At 69.1% G+C, this 17,977-nt stretch carries 15 protein-coding genes; 12 read left to right on the top strand and 3 right to left on the bottom strand.

All coding sequences use genetic code 11. From position 1 onward, the window contains the following. The first annotated feature begins 29 nt into the window (after positions 1–29). The 11 genes from D3H34_RS02200 to D3H34_RS02150 all read left to right on the top strand — a co-directional run bounded on the left by D3H34_RS02200 (position 30) and on the right by D3H34_RS02150 (position 13,920). Positions 30–1,247, top strand: coding sequence for a multidrug effflux MFS transporter (locus tag D3H34_RS02200; RefSeq protein WP_167481103.1), 1,218 nt, complete (start codon positions 30–32; stop codon positions 1,245–1,247). A gap of 14 nt (positions 1,248–1,261) precedes the next feature. Continuing rightward, a complete protein-coding gene (locus D3H34_RS02195) occupies positions 1,262–2,692 on the top strand; it encodes an MFS transporter (protein WP_119551788.1) in 1,431 nt (476 codons plus the stop codon). A gap of 20 nt (positions 2,693–2,712) precedes the next feature. Continuing rightward, the gene (locus D3H34_RS02190; RefSeq protein WP_119551786.1) at positions 2,713–3,381 is read left to right on the top strand and encodes a paraquat-inducible protein A; all 669 of its coding nucleotides are present in this window, start codon (positions 2,713–2,715) and stop codon (positions 3,379–3,381) included. Between the two features lie 2 nt (positions 3,382–3,383). Continuing rightward, the gene (locus D3H34_RS02185) at positions 3,384–4,127 is read left to right on the top strand and encodes a paraquat-inducible protein A (RefSeq protein WP_119551784.1); all 744 of its coding nucleotides are present in this window, start codon (positions 3,384–3,386) and stop codon (positions 4,125–4,127) included. After that, entirely contained in the window at positions 4,124–5,785 is a 1,662-nt protein-coding gene (locus tag D3H34_RS02180; protein WP_119551782.1) for a PqiB family protein, read from the top strand. The genes D3H34_RS02185 and D3H34_RS02180 overlap by 4 nt, the downstream gene beginning before the upstream one ends. After that, positions 5,782–6,408 carry a PqiC family protein gene (locus tag D3H34_RS02175; RefSeq protein ID WP_119551780.1) on the top strand — a complete coding sequence of 209 codons (627 nt, stop codon included), beginning with the start codon at positions 5,782–5,784 and terminating at the stop codon, positions 6,406–6,408. Before D3H34_RS02180 ends, D3H34_RS02175 begins: the two co-directional genes overlap by 4 nt. 68 nt (positions 6,409–6,476) lie before the next feature. Further along, positions 6,477–8,084 carry an MFS transporter gene (locus D3H34_RS02170; protein ID WP_119551778.1) on the top strand — a complete coding sequence of 536 codons (1,608 nt, stop codon included), beginning with the start codon at positions 6,477–6,479 and terminating at the stop codon, positions 8,082–8,084. Between the two features lie 19 nt (positions 8,085–8,103). After that, a complete protein-coding gene (locus tag D3H34_RS02165) occupies positions 8,104–9,597 on the top strand; it encodes a flavin-containing monooxygenase (protein ID WP_119551776.1) in 1,494 nt (497 codons plus the stop codon). A gap of 193 nt (positions 9,598–9,790) precedes the next feature. After that, complete coding sequence (locus tag D3H34_RS02160; protein ID WP_119551774.1) at positions 9,791–10,300, top strand: RNA polymerase sigma factor; 510 nt, start codon at positions 9,791–9,793, stop codon at positions 10,298–10,300. Positions 10,301–10,381: 81 nt separating this feature from the next. Continuing rightward, positions 10,382–11,398, top strand: coding sequence for a FecR family protein (locus D3H34_RS02155; protein ID WP_286185349.1), 1,017 nt, complete (start codon positions 10,382–10,384; stop codon positions 11,396–11,398). Between the two features lie 104 nt (positions 11,399–11,502). Beyond that, positions 11,503–13,920 (top strand): TonB-dependent siderophore receptor, encoded by a 2,418-nt coding sequence (locus D3H34_RS02150; RefSeq protein ID WP_119551770.1) that lies wholly within the window; start codon positions 11,503–11,505, stop codon positions 13,918–13,920. Positions 13,921–13,936: 16 nt separating this feature from the next. Here the strand turns inward: D3H34_RS02150 and D3H34_RS02145 are convergent, their stop codons facing one another. After that, on the bottom strand, positions 13,937–15,133 hold the full coding sequence (locus tag D3H34_RS02145; RefSeq protein ID WP_286185402.1) for a serine hydrolase domain-containing protein: 1,197 nt from the start codon (positions 15,131–15,133) through the stop codon (positions 13,937–13,939). A 285-nt stretch (positions 15,134–15,418) separates the two neighbouring features. Between D3H34_RS02145 and D3H34_RS02140 the strand changes: the two genes are divergently transcribed. Then, positions 15,419–15,895 carry a VOC family protein gene (locus tag D3H34_RS02140; protein WP_119551766.1) on the top strand — a complete coding sequence of 159 codons (477 nt, stop codon included), beginning with the start codon at positions 15,419–15,421 and terminating at the stop codon, positions 15,893–15,895. A 19-nt stretch (positions 15,896–15,914) separates the two neighbouring features. Here D3H34_RS02140 and D3H34_RS02135 read toward each other — a convergent pair whose 3' ends face one another. Continuing rightward, the gene (locus D3H34_RS02135; protein WP_119551764.1) at positions 15,915–17,351 is read right to left on the bottom strand and encodes an MATE family efflux transporter; all 1,437 of its coding nucleotides are present in this window, start codon (positions 17,349–17,351) and stop codon (positions 15,915–15,917) included. Beyond that, the gene (locus D3H34_RS02130; RefSeq protein ID WP_119551762.1) at positions 17,348–17,920 is read right to left on the bottom strand and encodes a DUF2239 family protein; all 573 of its coding nucleotides are present in this window, start codon (positions 17,918–17,920) and stop codon (positions 17,348–17,350) included. Before D3H34_RS02130 ends, D3H34_RS02135 begins: the two co-directional genes overlap by 4 nt. Positions 17,921–17,977: the final 57 nt, after the last annotated feature.

The raw sequence follows: 17,977 nt of genomic DNA, 5'->3' as shown, positions 1-17,977 counted from the left end.
GATTGCGAGCCTTCGCCACAATCGACCCAATGCGTTCTTCTCCGTTCTTCAAGATGGCCCTGCTGCTGGGCCTGCTCTCCGCCATCGGGCCTTTCGCGATCGACATGTACCTCCCGGCCTTGCCTGCCATCGGGCAGAGCCTGCGCGCGGACATCGGCGCGGTGCAGATGAGCCTCACCGCCTTCTTCCTGTCGCTCGGCGCGGGCCAGCTGCTCTACGGCCCGATCTCCGACATGGTCGGGCGCAAGCCGCCGCTGTATGCCGGACTGGTGCTGTTCGCGCTCGCCAGCGTGGGTTGCGCCCTGGCCACCGACATCCAGACACTGATCGCGCTGCGTTTCGTGCAGGGCCTCGGCGCGGCTGCCGGCATGGCGATTCCGCGCGCCGTGGTGCGCGACCTGCACACCGGCACCGACGCGGCCCGGCTGATGTCGCTGCTGATGCTGGTGTTCAGCGTGTCGCCGATTCTTGCGCCGCTGGCGGGCAGCGCGGTGATCGCTTTCTCCGGCTGGCGCGGCGTGTTCTGGGCCGTCACCATCGCCGCGGTGGCGGGCCTGGCCATGATGGTCAAGCTGCTCGACGAAACCCGCCCGGCTTCGGAACGCGTCGAAAGCAGCCTGGGCAGTGCGCTCGCGGCCTACTGGCTGCTGCTGCGCGACTGGCACTACCTCGGGCTGGTGTTCATCGGCAGCTTCGCGATGGCGGGCTTCTTCACCTACCTGGCCAATTCGTCGTTCGTGATGATCGACCACTACGGCCTGTCGCCCGCGATGTACAGCGTGGCCTTCGGCGTGAACGCGGCGGCCTTCATTGCAGCTTCGCAGTTCACGGGCTCGTTGGGCGAGCGCTACGGGCTGGTCAACCTCGTCAAGTTCGGCCTGGTGTGCTGCGGCGTGGCGATGGTCGCGATGTTCGTGTACTTCGCGGCGGGCGGCGACAACCTGTGGGTGCTGATCGTCCTGTACTTCATCGCCTCGGGCTTCATGGGCCTCGTGATCCCGACCACCGGCGTGCTGGCGCTCGAGATGCACGGCGCCATCGCCGGCACGGCCTCGGCGCTGCTGGGCACGCTGCAGATGCTGACCGGCGCGCTGGCGATGGCGGTGGTGGGGCTGTTCTCCAACGGCCGCCCGCTGCCGATGGTGACGGGCATGGCCGGCGGCGCGCTGATTGCGCTGGTGCTGACCTGGCTCACGCTCGGCGGTGTGCGCTCCGAGCCGACCGGGGGCAGGGCGCAGGAAGCCTGAGAAGGTGTGAACACATGACGGTTGCAACCGCAGGCGACGCCAAGCCGCTTCCCCTCGACGGCCTGGCCGCGCCCGCGCGCGGCTGGGCGATGCTGGTCATCATCCTCGGGCTCACGGTCTCGGTGCTCGACGGCACGATCGTCAACCTCGCGCTGCCGGGCATCGCGCGTGAGCTGCAGGCCACGCCGGCGCAGGCCATCTGGGTGGTCAATGCCTACCAGATCGCCACGCTGGTGATGCTGCTGCCGCTGGCCTCGCTGGGCGACCTCGTGGGCTACCGGCGCGTGTACCTCGTGGGCATGGCGGTGTTCACGGTCTCGTCGCTGGCCGCGACCTTTGCCAACTCGCTCGGCACGCTGATCGCGGCCCGCGCCGTCCAAGGGCTCGGCGCGGCGGGGATCATGAGCGTCAACGCGGCGCTGGTGCGGCTCACATACCCCTCGGCCCAGCTGGGCAAGGGCATGGCCGTCAATTCGCTGGTGGTCGCCACCTCCTCGGTGGCCGGGCCTTCGGTGGCGGCGGCGATCCTGTCGGTGGCGTCGTGGCCGTGGCTCTTCGCCATCAACGTGCCGCTGGGCATCGTCACCTTCGCGCTGGGCATGCGGGCGCTGCCGTTCAACCGCACGGCACCGGCCGCCGGTGCGCGTTTCTCGCTGATCGACGTGACGCTCAACGTGCTGATGTTCTCGCTGGTCTTTCTCGGCGTGGACCGGCTGGGCGTGCGCGAGGGCGGTGTGCAGGCCGCGGGCACGCCGTGGTCGGCCTGGGCCACGCTGGCGGCCGGGCTGGCGGTCGGGTTTGTCTACCTGCGGCGCCAGCGCAAGCTGACGGTGCCGCTCTTTCCCATCGACCTGCTGCGCATTCCGGTGTTCGCGCTGTCGATGGGCACCTCGGTGGCGGCGTTCTGCGCGCAGATGCTGGCCTACATCGCGCTGCCGTTCCTGCTGCTGGACGTGTACGGGCGCAGCCATATCGAAGCGGGCCTTCTCATCACGGCGTGGCCGCTGGCCATCGTGGTGATGGCGCCCATCGCGGGGCGGCTGATCGGTCGCTACCCCGACGGCCTGCTGGGCGGCATCGGGCTGGGGCTGCTTGCCGCCGGGCTGGCGTTGCTGGCCGCCTTGCCGGCGCATCCGGGCAATGCCGACATCGCCTGGCGCATGGCGCTGTGCGGCCTGGGCTTCGGGCTCTTCCAGTCGCCCAACAACCACACCATCGTGAGCTCGCCGCCTGCGCACCGAAGTGGTGCGGCCAGCGGCATGCTCGGCACGGCGCGACTCACGGGGCAGACGCTGGGGGCCGTGGTGCTGGCGACGGTGTTCAGCATCTGGAGCCCGCACGGCGGACACGGCCCGGTGGTGGCGCTGGTGCTGGCCGCGGGTTGCGCGGCGGTGGCGGCGGTTTTCAGCAGTCTGCGGCTGAAGACGACAAGTCCGCACGCCTGAATAAGGTAGGGTACGGCCTCATGAAGGAAGTACCTGACACCGTGGTCTGTCCGGGCTGCGACGCGGTCTACGCCCGCACGCCGCTGGCGCCGCGCGACGTGGCCGAGTGCCCGCGCTGCGGCACCGAGCTCGACCGGCACCCGGGCGCGCAGCAGCGGCGCATCCTGCCGCTGACGGTGGCGAGCCTGATCATGTTCGCCATTGCCAACCTGTTTCCCATCGTCGAGATCGAGCTGCAGGGCCTGCGCAGCCAGACCACGCTGGCCGGCGCGGTGGTGGTGCTGAGCGCGGAAGGCATGTCGCCGGTGGCGCTGCTGGTGCTGGCCACGACCATCCTCTTTCCGCTGCTGCAGCTGTGCATCCTGGCCTATCTGCTGGTGCCGCTGAGCCGTGCGCACCGGCCTTGGGGTTTCGCGATGCTGGTGCGCATGATGCAGTCGCTGCGACCCTGGGGAATGATCGAGGTCTTCCTGCTCGGCGTGCTGGTGGCGATCGTCAAGCTCTCGAGCATGGCGACGGTGGTGCCGGGCCCGGCGCTGTGGGCCTTCGTGGCGCTCACCGTGACACTCACGGCGGTGCTGTCGTTCAACCCCGGCGCGTTCTGGGAGATGACCTTCCGCCAGGCGGATGAAGAAGACGCGGCCGCCGCTGCGGATACTGATGCAGACCCGCCGGAGGTGCGCGCATGAACATGCGCGGGCTGCCCGCCCGCCTGGCCTCGGCCCGCCCCTGGGAGGCGCAGGCCGACGACGAGCACGACCACGAGAACCCGGTGCCGACCGCCGCCGGGCTCGGCCTGCACGTCTGCACGCACTGCACGGCCGTGTGGCGCGACGCGGAAGATGGCGACGCCTGCGCCCGCTGCGGCACGCACCTGCACACGCGCAAGCCGCAGAGCCTGAACCGCACCTGGGCCTTCCTGATCGCGGCCTGCATCATGTACATCCCGGCCAACCTGCTGCCGGTGATGATCACGCGCACGCTGTTCGGCGCGCAGTACGACACCATCCTCAGCGGCGTCATCTACTTCTGGGTGTCGGGCGCCTGGGGGCTGGCGGCCATCGTGTTCATCGCGAGCTTCCTGGTGCCGCTGTTCAAGCTGGCGGTACTGCTCCTGCTTGTGGTGCTGGCGCAGCGGCGCAGCAACTGGCGACGGCGCGAACGGGCCAAGCTGTATCACATCATCGAGATCATCGGACGCTGGTCGATGCTCGATGTGTTCGTGGTGTCGCTGCTGACGGGGCTGGTGCAGATCCAGGGCTTTGCGGTCATCACCGCGGGCGTGGGCATCGCGGCCTTCGGCGCGGTGGTGGTGCTGACCATGCTGGCATCGCTGAGCTTCGACCCGCGACTGACGTGGGACGGCCCGGTGCCGACAGCAGAGACGGATACGGACGAACGAAAACTTGAACGCAGGGAAGAGCAAACCGCATGAGTGAAGAAGACACGCAACCGCAAGACCGTCCGGCAGCGTCGGCCCCGCCCGCGCTGCCGAAACCGCGCGTGGCGCGCCGCCGCGAATGGCTGCCCTCGCTGATCTGGCTGATTCCCATCGTCGCCGCGCTGGTCGGCGTGATGCTGGTGGCCAAGATTTTGATGGAGCGCGGCCCCGAGATCGTGCTGACCTTCAAGACGGCCGAGGGCCTGGAGGCCGGCAAGACCGCCGTGAAATACAAGGACGTGCAGATCGGCCTGGTGCAGAGCCTGCGCCTGGCGCGCGACCGCTCGCACGTGCGCGTGCTGGTGCAGCTCAACAAGGACGCCGAGGGTTTCACCTCCGCCGACTCCCGCTTCTGGGTGGTGCGGCCCCGGCTCGACACCTCGGGCATCTCGGGCCTGGGCACGCTGCTGTCGGGGGCCTACATCGGCGCCGACGCGGGCATCGAGAAGGAAACCTCGGGCGAGTTCACCGGCCTGGAGACGCCGCCCATCGTCACGCGCGGCGACTCGGGCCAGCAGTTTTTGCTGCGTGCGCGCGACGTGGGTTCGCTCGACGTCGGCTCGCCCGTGTACTTCCGCCGCATCAAGGTGGGGCAGGTGGCGGCCTACGAACTCGACGGCGACGGCCGCGGCGTCACGCTGCGCGTCTTCGTGAACGCGCCGTACGACAAGTTCGTCGGCATGAACACGCGCTTCTGGCAGGCCAGCGGCATCGACGCGCAGCTCAGCGCCAGCGGCTTCACGCTGCGCACGCAGTCGCTGGCGACCATCCTGCTCGGCGGCATCGCCTTTCAGGCGCCCGACGACGCGATGGGCCCGCTGGCCAAGGAGAACACGGCCTTCGCGCTGGCGCTGGACGAAACCTCCGCCATGAAGGAGCCCGACGGCCCGTCGCAGACGCTGCTGATGTACTTCAACCAGTCGCTGCGCGGCCTCACGCCGGGCGCGCCGGTCGACTTCCGCGGCGTGGTGCTGGGCGAGGTGAAATCCATCGGTGTCGAGTTCGACCGCGCCGAGCGCGAGTTCCGCATGCCGGTGCTGGTGCAGATCTACCCCGACCGCCTGCGCCGCCGCGAAAGCGGCGCCGGTGCACAAGAGTCGGAATCGCGCGCGACGCAGCAGGAGCGGCTGCGCTTCCTGGCCGAGAAGGGTCTGCGCGCCCAGTTGCGCAACGGCAACCTGTTGACCGGCCAGGTCTACGTGGCGCTCGACTTCTTCCCGAAGGCGCCGGCCGCGAAGATCGACCTGTCGAAGAGCCCGATCGAGCTGCCCACCATCGCCAACGGCCTGGACGAAATCCAGTCGCAGGTGCAGGAGATCGCGACCAAGCTCAACAAGGTGCCCTACGAGCAGATCGCGGCCGACCTGCGCACCACGCTGGCCACGCTCAACAAGACGCTCACCAGCACCGAGCAGACGGTGAACCGCATCAACAGTGATGTCACGCCCGAGCTGGCCGCGGCCATGAAGGACGTGCGCAAGACGGTGAACACCGCCGAACGCACGCTGGCCGACGACTCGCCGTTGCAGCAGGACATGCGCCAGACCTTGCGCGAACTGACGCGCGCCGCAGGCTCGGTGCGCGTGCTTACCGACTACCTCGAACGCCATCCCGAATCGCTGCTGCGCGGCAAACCGGACGACAAGAAATGAAGACGACGACCTTCGCTCTCGCGTGCGCCGCCGCGGTGCTGACGTTGGCAGGCTGCGCGAGCAAGCCCGACAGCTACTACACGCTGGCCAGCCCGCCCGCAGCCACCGATGCCGCGCCGCGCGTTCCCAACGTGGCTTCGCCGATGTACATCGAACTCGCGCCCGTGGCCGTGCCCGAGCGGCTGGCGCGTCCGCAGATGGTGGTGCGCCGACCGACCGGCGGCGTGCAGGTCGACGTGCTCGAACAGCACCGCTGGGCTTCGTCCTTCGAGAACGAACTGCGCGATGCGCTCGGCAGCGGCATCGCGGGCCGGCTCGGCGCGCTCGACGTGACCCAGGGGGGGCGCCAGACCTCGCAGCCCGTGTGGCGTGTCGCGGTGCAGGTGCGCCAGTTCGACCTGGTGGACGGCGGGCGCGTCGATGCCGGCTTCAGCTGGACCCTGCGCCGCTCCGACGAGGCGCGCACGCTGGTGTGCCGGCTCGACGCGGGCGAGGCCACCGGCGGCGGCATGGACGCGCTGGCGCTGGGCGCACAGCGCGTGACGGCGGCGGCGGCCGCGGCGATGGCGCGCAGCGTGAGCGCGGCGCAGGCCAATCCGGGCGCGACGGCGTGCGCGATCTGACTTCATGCCTTTCTCCTTCCCCCTTTGGGGGAGGGTGCAATTCCGGCAGTCTCTGAACCGGAGCCCCCATGGCACAGATCGGCAAGGCGCCCTGCGACGACACGCTGATCCTGCATGGGACGAATCCCCCCACGGAAGAGGGCGCCTGCCCTGAAGCCTCCAAGCCCTGGGTGCTCGCCGCGGCCATCGTCGGTTCGAGCATGGCCTTCATCGACGGCACCGTGGTCAATGTCGCCTTGCCGGCGATCCAGGCGGACCTGAACGCCACGGCCTTCCAGGCGCAATGGGTGGTCGAGTCGTATGCCTTGCTGCTCGCGGCGCTGTTGCTGGTGGGCGGCGCGCTCGGCGACCACTACGGGCGGCGGCGCATCTTCGCCATTGGCGTCGTGGTGTTCGCCGTGTCGTCGGTGGGCTGTGCGCTGGCGGCCGACGTGCAACAGCTCATCGCGGCGCGCGCGGTGCAAGGCATCGGCGGCGCGTTGCTGGTACCGGGCAGCCTGGCGCTCATCAGTGCGTCGTTTCCCGAGAAAGAGCGCGGCAAGGCCATCGGCACCTGGTCGGGCTTCAGCGGCATCACGGCGGCGGTGGGGCCGGTGCTGGGCGGCTTCCTGGTCGATCACTTCTCGTGGATCTGGGCCTTTCTCATCAACGTGCCGATGGCCTTGTTGGTGCTGTGGATCGTTCGCCGCCATGTGCCCGAGAGCAAAGGCGCTGCAGCGCGCGGCGGGCTCGACCTGTGGGGCGCGCTGCTGGCGACCGCCGGCCTGGGCGGCATCGTCTACGCCTTCATCGAGGCACCGACGCAGAGCTGGCGTTCGCCCGCCGTGCTCGCTGCGCTGGCGATCGGCGTCGTGGGCAGCATCGGCTTCGTCATCGCGGAACGCCGGGCGCGCACGCCGATGCTGCCGCTGTCGCTGCTGCGCATCGGCAATTTCAGCGGTGCCAACCTGCTGACGCTGCTGCTGTATGCGGCGCTGGGCGGCGGGCTGTATTTCTTTCCGCTCAACCTGATCCAGGTGCAGGGCTACTCGGCCACGGTGGCGGGCGCGGCGCTGCTGCCGTTCATCTTTCTCATGTTCGCGCTCTCGGGCTGGGCCGGGCAGCTGGTCGACCGCTTCGGGCCGCGCCTGCCGCTGGTGATCGGGCCGGCCATCGCGGCCGTGGGCTTTGCGCTGTTCGCGTTGCCTGGCGTGGGCGCGAGCTACTGGAGCGGCTTTCTTCCCGCCGTGGTGGTGCTGGGCTTCGGCATGACGGTGACGGTGGCACCGCTCACCACCACGGTCATGAATGCCGTGGGGCCCGATCTCGCGGGCGTGGCCTCGGGCGTGAACAACGCGGTGTCACGCGCGGCGGCGGTGCTGGCGATCGCGGTGTTCGGCGCGGTCATGGCCTGGGCCTTCGACGCGGCGCTGGCCGAGCGGTTGCAGGCGATGGGTGCATCGGACGAGGTGCGGGCCTTTCTGACGGCCGAACGCGACCGGCTGGCCGCAGCCGGTGCGCCGCCGGGCGCCGATGCGGCCACGGCCGCCGTCGTGAAGCGCGCCGTGGCCGAATCCTTCGTCGCGGGCTTTCGCTGGGTGATGCTGCTGAGCGCCGGGCTGGCCGTGCTGAGCGCGGTGAGTGCCTGGCTGATGATCCGGCGCGCGCCCACCGAAGAATCGAACAACAAGCCATGAGCAAGGAGACAAGCCACCGATGCAAGCAGAACAACCGGCCGACACGCCGCCGTACGTCGATGTCCTGATCGTCGGCGCCGGCCTGTCCGGCATCGGCGCCGCCTGCCACCTGCAGGCGCAGTGCCCGGGCCGCAGCTACGCGATCCTCGAAGGGCGCGAGCGCAGCGGTGGCACCTGGGACCTGTTCCGCTACCCGGGCGTGCGTTCCGATTCCGACATGTACACGCTGGGCTACGTGTTCCGCCCGTGGACGCAGGCCAAGGCGATCGCCGACGGCCCGTCGATCCTGCAGTACGTGCGCGACACCGCCCGCCAGCACGGTGTCGACGACAGGATCCACTACCAGCACCGCGTGGTGCGCGCCGCCTGGTCGAGCGCCGAGGCCTGCTGGACGGTCGATGTCGAACAGGGGCCCGACAAGCGGCCGGTGCAGTGGCGCTGCAATTTCCTGTTCCTGTGCAGCGGCTACTACCGCTACGAGGCGGGCTACACGCCCGATTTCGCCGGCATGGACAGCTTCCAGGGCCGCATCGTCCATCCGCAGCACTGGCCGGCCGACCTGGACCACGGCGGCCAGCGCGTGGTGGTCATCGGCAGCGGTGCCACGGCGATGACGCTGGTACCCGCCATGGCCCAAACCGCTGCGCACGTCACGCTGCTGCAGCGCTCGCCGACCTACGTGGTGGCGCGCCCGGCCGAAGACCCGATCGCCAACCGCATGCGGCGACTGCTGCCCGCGATGGCGGCGTACCGCCTGACACGCTGGAAGAACGTGACGCTCGGCATGCTGTTCTTCCGGCTCGCGCGGCGCAAGCCGGCGCGCGTGAAGCGCATGCTGCTGGGCGGCGTGCGCCATGCGCTCGGGCCGGCGTACGACGTCGCCACGCATTTCACGCCGCGCTACAACCCATGGGACCAGCGCCTGTGCCTCGTGCCCGACGGTGACCTGTTCGCGGCGCTCAATGCGGGGCGTGCCTCGATGGTCACGGACCACATCGACACCTTCACGCCCGGCGGCCTGCGGCTGAAGTCGGGCCGCGAACTGGAGGCCGACATCATCGTCACCGCCACCGGCCTCGAACTGCAGGTGCTGGGCGGCATCGAGTTGAGCGTGGACGGCCGCCGCGTCGATCCCGCCGCCACCTTCAACTACAAGGGAATGATGTACAGCGACGTGCCCAACCTGGCCTCGTCCTTCGGCTACACCAACGCCTCGTGGACGCTCAAGTGCGACCTGACCTGCGCCTACGTCTGCCGGCTGCTGAATCACATGGCGAAAAATGGCTGGCGGCAGTGCACACCGCGCAACGCCGGCCCCGACCTCGTGCCCGAACCCTGGATCGACTTCAGCTCCGGCTACGTGCAGCGCTCGCTCGACAAGTTTCCCAAGCAGGGCGCGCACACGCCGTGGAAGCTGCATCAGAACTACGCGCGCGACATCCTCCTGCTGCGCCTGGGACGCGTGGACGACGGGGTGATGGCGTTCTCGAATCGCGCCGCCCGTCCTGCCTGAGCCCGAAAAGGGGAGGGTAGCCCGCGCGAGTGCCGCTCGCGGCAGGCGAAATGCCTACCCTTCGGCGATTGGCGGGTTGAACCCGCACATAATCTCGCGTTTTCTTTTGTTCTGAATCTCTCAGGTAGCCACGCCGTGTCGAAGCCAACCTGCCCCTGGACTTCGACCAGCCCTTTGCGGCTGTGCTGCGCCTGTGTTCGAACACTACTACCGCGAGCTGCTGAGCTTCCTGTCCCGCAAGGTACCCGACCGCGCCACCGCGGCCGACCTGGCGCAGGAGAGCTACGTGCGCGTGTACGAGGCGCAACGCACCGGCAGCGTGGTGCGCGATCCGCGTGCGCTGCTGTACCGCACGGCCCGCAACCTCGTCACCGACCACCACCGCCGCACCAGCGTGCGTACGGGCGGCGACACGGCGGCGCCGGATGAAGCGCTGCCCGACGCCGACGACTGCATCGGTCCGCAGACCTTCGAGCCCGACGCCATCCTGTCGTCCAGCCAGGGCATGGCGGCCATGGTCGAGACCATCGACCGGCTGCCCCCGCGCTGCCGCGAAGTCTTCGTGCTCTACAAGTTCGACGGCCTCTCGTACGCCGAGGTGGCTGCGCGCATGGGCATTTCGGAGCGGACCGTCGAGATGCAGCTGCGCATCGCGATGCAGGCGTGCTGGGCCTGCCTGGAGCGCACGCAGGGGGCGGAGTGACATGAGAGCGCGCAGAACGCCCCCCACTACAGGGTTTGAGCACGCCCGTGCGTCTACCCCATGAGTACCGCTCCCCACGCCATGACCCCATCGTCGCCACCGACCGAAGAAGCCCTGCGCCTGCGACAGGAGGTGCTGGACTGGTTCGTCCGCCGCCAGCGCACGCAATGGGGGGCGTCCGACGAGCGTGCGTTCCAGGCCTGGCTGGGCGCTGATGCGCGCCATGGCGAAGCCTTTCGCGAATGGGAGTCGCGCTGGCGCGCCTTCGATGCGATTTCGCCCGAGACGGTCGCCGGCTGGCGCAATGGCTTCGAAGGCCGCGCGGCCACCGCGCCCACGCGCCGCGGCTTCCTGAAACCGGCCTTCGTGCTGGCCGCTTCCGGCATGGCGGTCGGCGCGGGCTACCTCGGCTGGCGTCATGTGCAGGCCCAGCCTGTGTTCGAGCAGGCCTTCGCCACCCGGCGCGGGCAACAGCTCGAAGCGCCGTTGCCCGATGGCTCCCGCCTGCGGCTGGACACCGCCACCCGCCTCGAGGTGCGCCTGTTCCGCGATCGCCGCGAGGTGACGCTGGTCGACGGGCAGGCGGTGTTCTCGGTGCAGGCCGATGCGAAACGCCCATTCGACGTGCTGGCCGGGCCGCTGCGCGTGCGGGTGGTCGGCACGCGTTTCGCCGTGCGCCACACCCCCGGCATGCCGGGTGCCGACGGGACGCGGGTGTCGGTGGAAGAGGGCAAGGTGCGCGTGACCCGCAGGACGACGGATGCAACCAGCGAGGTGTTCCTCACCGCCGGCCGCCAGGTGGAGAGCGACGCGCATGGCGTGTTTTCCGCCGTCTCGGCCGTGGCGCGCGAGGGCATTGCGCCCTGGCGCGATCACCGTCTGAGCTTTGTCGACACGCCGCTGGCCCGCGCGCTGGCCGAACTGGAGCGCTACGGCAGCACCGGGCTGGTGGTGAACGACCCCGCCGTGGCGGCGTTGCGCCTGAGCGGCACCTTCGATCCACGCGACGCCCGCACGCTGCGGCTCGCCCTGGCCAGCGCCTTGCCCGTGCGGCTGAAGGAAGCCGGCACGGTCGCGGAAATCGTGCCCGCGCACTGAAACCCAGGAATCAAGAAATTTTTTGCCGGCACTACGGGGATTCCGCCGGCTCGTGCGTCAGCCCAGATAGGAACCATTTGTATTCACTACCTGGAAGACGTCCGATGACGAAGCGTTTGAGCTTGACGAAGATGACGCCCGCGCCGCTGGCCCTGGCCGTTGCATTGGCCCTGGCGAACGTGCCCCTGGCCGCCCGCGCACAGGGCGCACCCCAGCCGATCAGCATTGCAGCGCAGCCCCTGGCCGAGGCGCTGAACGACTGGGCGCGGCAGACCCGCATCCAGCTGGTCGTGCAGCAGAGCCTCGTGGCCGGCAAGACCGCTCCCGCCATCTCGGGCAGCCTCACGGCCCGGCAGGCGCTCGACCGGCTGCTGGCCGGCAGCGGCCTGGCCGCCACGATGGAAGGCAATGCGGCGGTCATCAAGGCCGCGCCGGCATCGGGCGGCACCTCCACGCTGCCGGCCGTGACGGTGGTCGCCGACGGCGAGGAGAGCGCCACCGGCCGGGTGCAGGGCTACGTAGCGAAACGCAGCGCCACCGGCACCAAGACCGACACGCCGATCATCGAAACGCCGCAGTCGATCTCGGTGATCACGGCCGACCGCATCGAGGCCATCGGCGCCACCAATCTCAAGGACGCGCTGGGCTACACGCCAGGCGTGTCGACCACCACCTACGGCGCCGATTCGCGCTACGACTGGATCTCGCTGCGCGGCTTCGACGCGTACTCGCCGGGCTTCTACCTGGACGGCCTGCCGCTGCGCAACAACAGCACCTGGGGCGTGTGGCGCACCGAGAACTACGGCGCCGAGCGCATCGAGCTGCTGCGCGGGCCGTCGTCGGTGCTGTACGGCATGAGCGGCCCCGGCGGGGTGGTGAACGTGGTCAGCAAGCGCCCCACGGCGGAGCCCGTGCGCGAACTGCAGTTGCAGCTGGGCGACCACAACCGCAAGCAGGTGGCGGGCGACTTCTCGGGCGCGCTGGACGCCGACGGCAAGGTGCTCTACCGCATCACCGGCCTGGTGCGCGACGCGCAGTTGCCGGCGGCGAAAGAGGGCGACGACCGCATGTACATCGCGCCGTCGCTCACCTGGAAGCCGTCGGGCGACACCACGCTCACCTTGCTGTCGCAGTTCTCGCGCACGCGCGGCGGGGTCTACACGCGCGCGCGGCCGCAGGTCGGCTCGCTCGATGCGACCCCGATCGGCACCTACATTCCCTCGAAATTGTTCGTGGGCGAGCCCGGCTTCGACCGCTTCGACCAGGACCAGGAGATGGTCGGCTACCAGTTCGAGCACCGCATCAACGACACCTTCACGGTGCGGCAGAACGCGCGCTACGCCCACCAGAAGCTCGACTACAAGGGCACGCAGCTGACCGGCTTCATGGCGCTGAACCCCGACGTGCCGAACGACGCGCTGAACTTCCAGCAGATGTCGCGCAGCGTGTTCGGCAGCCGCGAGAACATCGGCGCGCTGGCACTCGACAACCAGCTGCAGGCCGACTTCCGTCTGGGCCAGACGCAGCACAAGGTGCTGGTCGGGCTGGACTACCAGCGCACGCGCATCGACCAGGTCACCTTCAGCGGCGGCAGCGCCTCGCCGCTGAACATCTACGCGCCGCGCTACGGCGGCCCGATCGAGCTGCCCGAGCCTTACTTCAACGGCGTGACCCGGCTGGCGCAGACCGGCGTCTACCTGCAGGACCAGATCAAGTGGGGCGACCGCTGGACGCTCACGCTGGGCGGGCGCTACGACACCGCCGACAGCACCGTGGACAGCCGGATCGACGGCTCGCGCCAGCGCATGCGCGACCACAAGTTCACCAGCCGGGCCGGCCTGGTCTACCTGCACCCGAGCGGCTGGGCGCCGTACCTGAGCTACTCGGAGTCGTTCGCTCCCACCGCCACCATCGATCCGGTGTCGGGTGACCCGTTCAAGCCCGAAAGCGGCAAGCAGGTCGAAGCCGGCGTGCGCTACCAGCCCACGGACAGCAAGGCGATGTACAGCGCCGCCATCTTCGATCTGCGGCGCAAGAACTACATCAGCTACGACGGCGAGTTCATGCCCAAGCAGACGGGCGAGATCTCGGTGCGCGGCCTGGAGCTCGAGGCCACGGCGGAGATCGCCTCGCGCCTGAACCTCACGGCGTCGTACAGCTACACGCCACGCGCCATCGTCACGGCCAGCAGCAATACGAGCGAGATCGGCAAGCAGGCCACCGCCGTGCCGCGCCACCGGCTGTCGGTGTGGGCGGACTACCGCTTTGCGATGGGCTTGAAGGTGGGGTTGGGCGCGCGCTACACCGGCTCGAACTACGGCGACGGCGAAGCCGCATGGCCGAGCAAGGTACCTGCATCGACCGTGTTCGACGCCATGCTCGGCTACGACATCGACCGCTGGAGCCTGGCGCTGAACCTGCGCAACCTCACCAACAAGACCTACTTCGCCAACTGCGGCTACCGCAACTGCTACTACGGCTATCCGCGCACGGCGACGGCCACGGCGACCTATCGCTGGTGAGCCCGAGGGGCGGCATTCAGCGCGCCGTGCGCAGCAGGTGCCGGCCCAGCGCCTCGAAGGCCGGCAGCGTGACCGGGTCGTTCGCCGCATTGCCCGCCACCGGGTGTGAGGCGTAGCGCACGATCACCATGTCGGCCTTCGGGTCGATGTAGATGCGCTGGCCGTGCACGCCGCGTGCCATGTAGGCGCCGTGGTCGTTGTGCGTGACCCACCACATGTTGCGGTAGCTCCAGCCCTGCAGCAGCGGGTAGCCGCCCTTGACGAAGGCCGCCTTGTCGCCGCCGCGGCGGATGTCTTCGACGGCGGCCCGGGGCACGACCTGCACACCCCGCACGCGGCCGTCGTTGCGCAGCATTTCACCGAAGCGCGCGAGGTCGCGCAGGCCCGTGTTCAGGCCGCCGCCCGCGAAGGGCGTGCCGATGGAATCGACAGTGAAGTAGGCGTCCTGCTCGGCACCCAGGTGACGCCAGATGCGCTCCGACAGCAGCTGCGCCACGGTGCGGCCGGTGGCGCGCGCGATCACCCAGCCCAGTACGTCGGAGTTGACCGTCTTGTAGCCGAAGCCCTCGCCATGCCTGCCCTCGGGCTGCACGGTCTGCAGGAACTCGTAATAGCTGCGCGGGCCGGTGTAGTCCTTGGGTTTGGGCAACGGGTTGCCGGCCTGGGCATGGGCCCAGACCTCGGCCTTGGGGTCGGCGTAGTCCTCGCTGAATTTCAGGCCGGTGGTCATGTCGAGCACCTGGCGCACGGTGGCGTTGCCGAAGGCCGACTGCGCAAGCTCGGGCACGTAGTGGGCGACCGGCTTTCCGGCGTCGAGCGTGCCCTCGGCCACCAGCATCGCGCCCAGCGTGCCGACCACCGACTTGGTGACCGACATGGCGCCGTGCTGGCCGTCGTTTTTCAACACGCCGAAGTAGCGCTCGTAAACCACGCGCCCGCGGTGCAGCACGAGGATGCCGTCGGTGTAGGTGGCGGCGAGCGATGCGTCCCAGGTCATGGGCGTTGTCGCGCCGAGGGGCGTGAAGCGGAGCGTGCCGATGTCCTTGCGAAGGGCCGAGGGCAGGGCGGACGGCGCACCGAGCCCGCGCGACACGTTCACGGTCGGCATCAGCTGGCGGAAATTCGACACGCTCCAGCGCATGGCCGGAAACCGGAAATAGCTGCCATCCTCGAAGCGCAGCGTGCGGTCGGGCGACGGGGGCGAGCCGGTCATCCAGCCGAGCCGGGCGGGGTCGCTGGCGGCGGCGTCGGGGAATGTGGCATCGGCCGCTCCGGCGGACAGGGCCCAGGCGGCGAGGCTTGCGGCCAGGAAGGCCTGGGCGCCGAAGCGGGTTCTGGAAGGGGCAAACATGGCGGCTCCGAAGCGAGGGATCGGACCATTGTGGCCCTCGGCTCCGCCTGCGAACTTCTCACTGACAGCCGTTGCCCGGGTTGACAACGTGTCGTTTCGGCTTTGATACTGAACTCTTCAGTTCATCATCCAAGCCAAGGAGATTCCATGCAGAAGATCATTCCCTGCCTCTGGTTCGACGGCAACGGCGAGGAGGCGGTGAAGTTCTACACCGCCATCTTTCCGAAGTCGCGCCTGACCGACACGCTGCTCTGGGGCGACGTGAATCCGGCCAAGAAGGGCAAGCTGCTCACCGCGACCTTCGAGCTCGACGGGCAATCGTTCATGGTGCTCAACGGCGGGCCCGAGTACAAGATCACCCCGGCCATCTCGCTCATCGTGACCTGCGAGACACAGGAGGAGGTCGACTACTACTGGGACAAGCTGCTCGGAGGCGGCGGCCAGCCGGTGCAGTGCGGCTGGCTTACCGACCGCTTCGGCGTGTCGTGGCAGGTCACGCCGATGCCGCTGATCCGCATGTTCCAGGACAAGGACGCGGCCAAGGCGGCCCGCGCGATGGCGTCCATGATGACGATGATCAAGCTCGACATCGCCACGGTGAAGAAGGCCTTCGACGGGGAATAGACCCCGCCGAAGTTTCGAATCAGACCAGCCGGCCGATCGGCTTCTTGCGCCACACCAGGCGGTAGTACGCGGTCTGCAGCAGCAGCATCGCGCCGAAGGTGACGGGGTAGGCCACCCAGATGCCGTCCAGGCCGAAGCCGAACTGGCGGCTCATGAGCCAGGCCACCGGCACTTCCACGCCCAGGATGCAGGCGATCGAAATGAGCGTCGGCACCAGCACCGAGCCGCTGGCGCGCATGATCCCCGAGATCGCCGAGGCCATGCCGAACAGCACCAGGCTCCACAGCATGATGTGCAGCAGGTTCTGCGCGATCTCGATCACCGGCGCGCTGGTGATGAAGAAGCCCATCAGCGGACGCGAGAACAGATAGCCCAGCAGCACCAGTCCGCCCGTCAGCACGAGGTTCATGCCCAGCGCGGTCTGCACGATCGCGCCGAGCCGGTTGGCCCGGCCCGCACCGATGGCCTGCGCGCCGAGGATCGACGTGGTGATGGCGATCGAGATGGCCGGGAACTGCACGTAGGCCACCACCTGGTTCACCGCGCCGTAGGCCGCCGTGGCGTTGGAACCGTAGCTGTTGACCATCGACAGCAGCACCACTTCGGCCAGCGCCACCACGATCATCTGCACGCCGGTGGGCACGCCGATCTTCAGCACCGCTTTCAGCAGATGCGGCTGGATGCGCAGGCAGCGCACGAATTCCGCGTCGGGCGCGAGCGGGCTCTTTTTCTGGCGCAGCCGGAAGCCCAGCCACGTGGTCGCAACCGCGAACGACAGCACCGAGGCCCACGCGCCGGCGGCCACGCCGAGCTGCGGCAGCCCGCCCCAGCCGCGGATGAGCGCGGGCGTGACGACCAGGCCGATGGCCGTGGAAATCAGCAGTGTCAGCAGCGGCGTGATGGTGTCGCCCACGCCGCGCAGCATGGCCGTCGCCAGCAGGAACAGGAACACGCCGGGCATCCCGATCAGCATGATGCGGGCGTAGCGCGTGGAGTCGGCCAGCACGTCGGGCGGCGTGCCCAGCATGGCCAGCATCGGCGTGGTGAACAGGCCCCCGAACACCGCGATCGCCAGCCCCAGCAGCAGGCCCACGGTGAGCGTGGTGCCCGCCACCGCCTTGGCCTTGGCCGCGTCGCGCGCACCCCAGGCCTGGCCGATGAGCACCGAGGCGCCGGCGCCCAGGCCGATGATGAAGGCGATGAAGAAGAACATCACCGGGAAGAAGCTCGACACCGCCGCCAGCGCGCTCACGCCGAGCATCTGCCCGACGTAGATGTTGTTGATGGTGCCGGAGAGCGACTGCAGGATGTTGCTGAGCAACATCGGCGCCAGGAAGAACAGGAACACCTTCCACAGCGGACGCGGCGCACCCACGGGCGCCACGGGCACGCCCTGAAGTCCGCTCTTGTTGCTGCCGGGTCCGGTGGTGCTGCTGTGGTCGGGCGCCGCGCTCATGCAGCACCCCAGCCACCGGCCGACAGCTTGTGCAGGTGCACGCGCAGGTCGGTGGGCCAGGGTTCCACGAGGTCGGTGAAGCGTTGGTGCTCGCCCGCGAACAGCGCGCGCGTGGCTTCCTCGAAACCGGGCAGGTTGCCCGCGATGGCGGTCATGAAGCGGTAGGTGGCCTCGCGCGCGGCGCGCACGGTGTCGCGCTCGCCATGCACGCGGCGCGCGTCGTCGACCAGCTTGCGCAGCGCCACCGAGGCGCCGCCCGGCTGGCGTGCAAGCCAGTCCCAGTGACGCGGCAGCAGCGTGACTTCGCGCGCGACCACGCCCAGGCGCGGACGGCCGACGCCGCGGGGTGCGTCTTCGTGTTTCTCGGCTTCGAGCGCGGAGATCTCGATGGCCTTGGGGTCGCGCAGATCGACATCGAGTTGCTCGCCGGTCTGGTCGTCGAACACGAGGCAGGTGGCAGCGTCGCCGCGCTCGCGCAGTTGCGTGAGCACCTGGGCCTTGGTGCCGGCGGCGACGCGCTGAAAGCCGGCAAACGCAGTGAATGTGGTCGGTAGTTCGTCAGGTGACATGCGGATGATTCTGTTCTAGTTGTGGGTCCGGGCGGAACGAAACGAGGTTCGTAATCT

Source organism: Acidovorax cavernicola (assembly GCF_003581445.1).
This window is presented reverse-complemented; position numbering and strand designations above follow the sequence as displayed.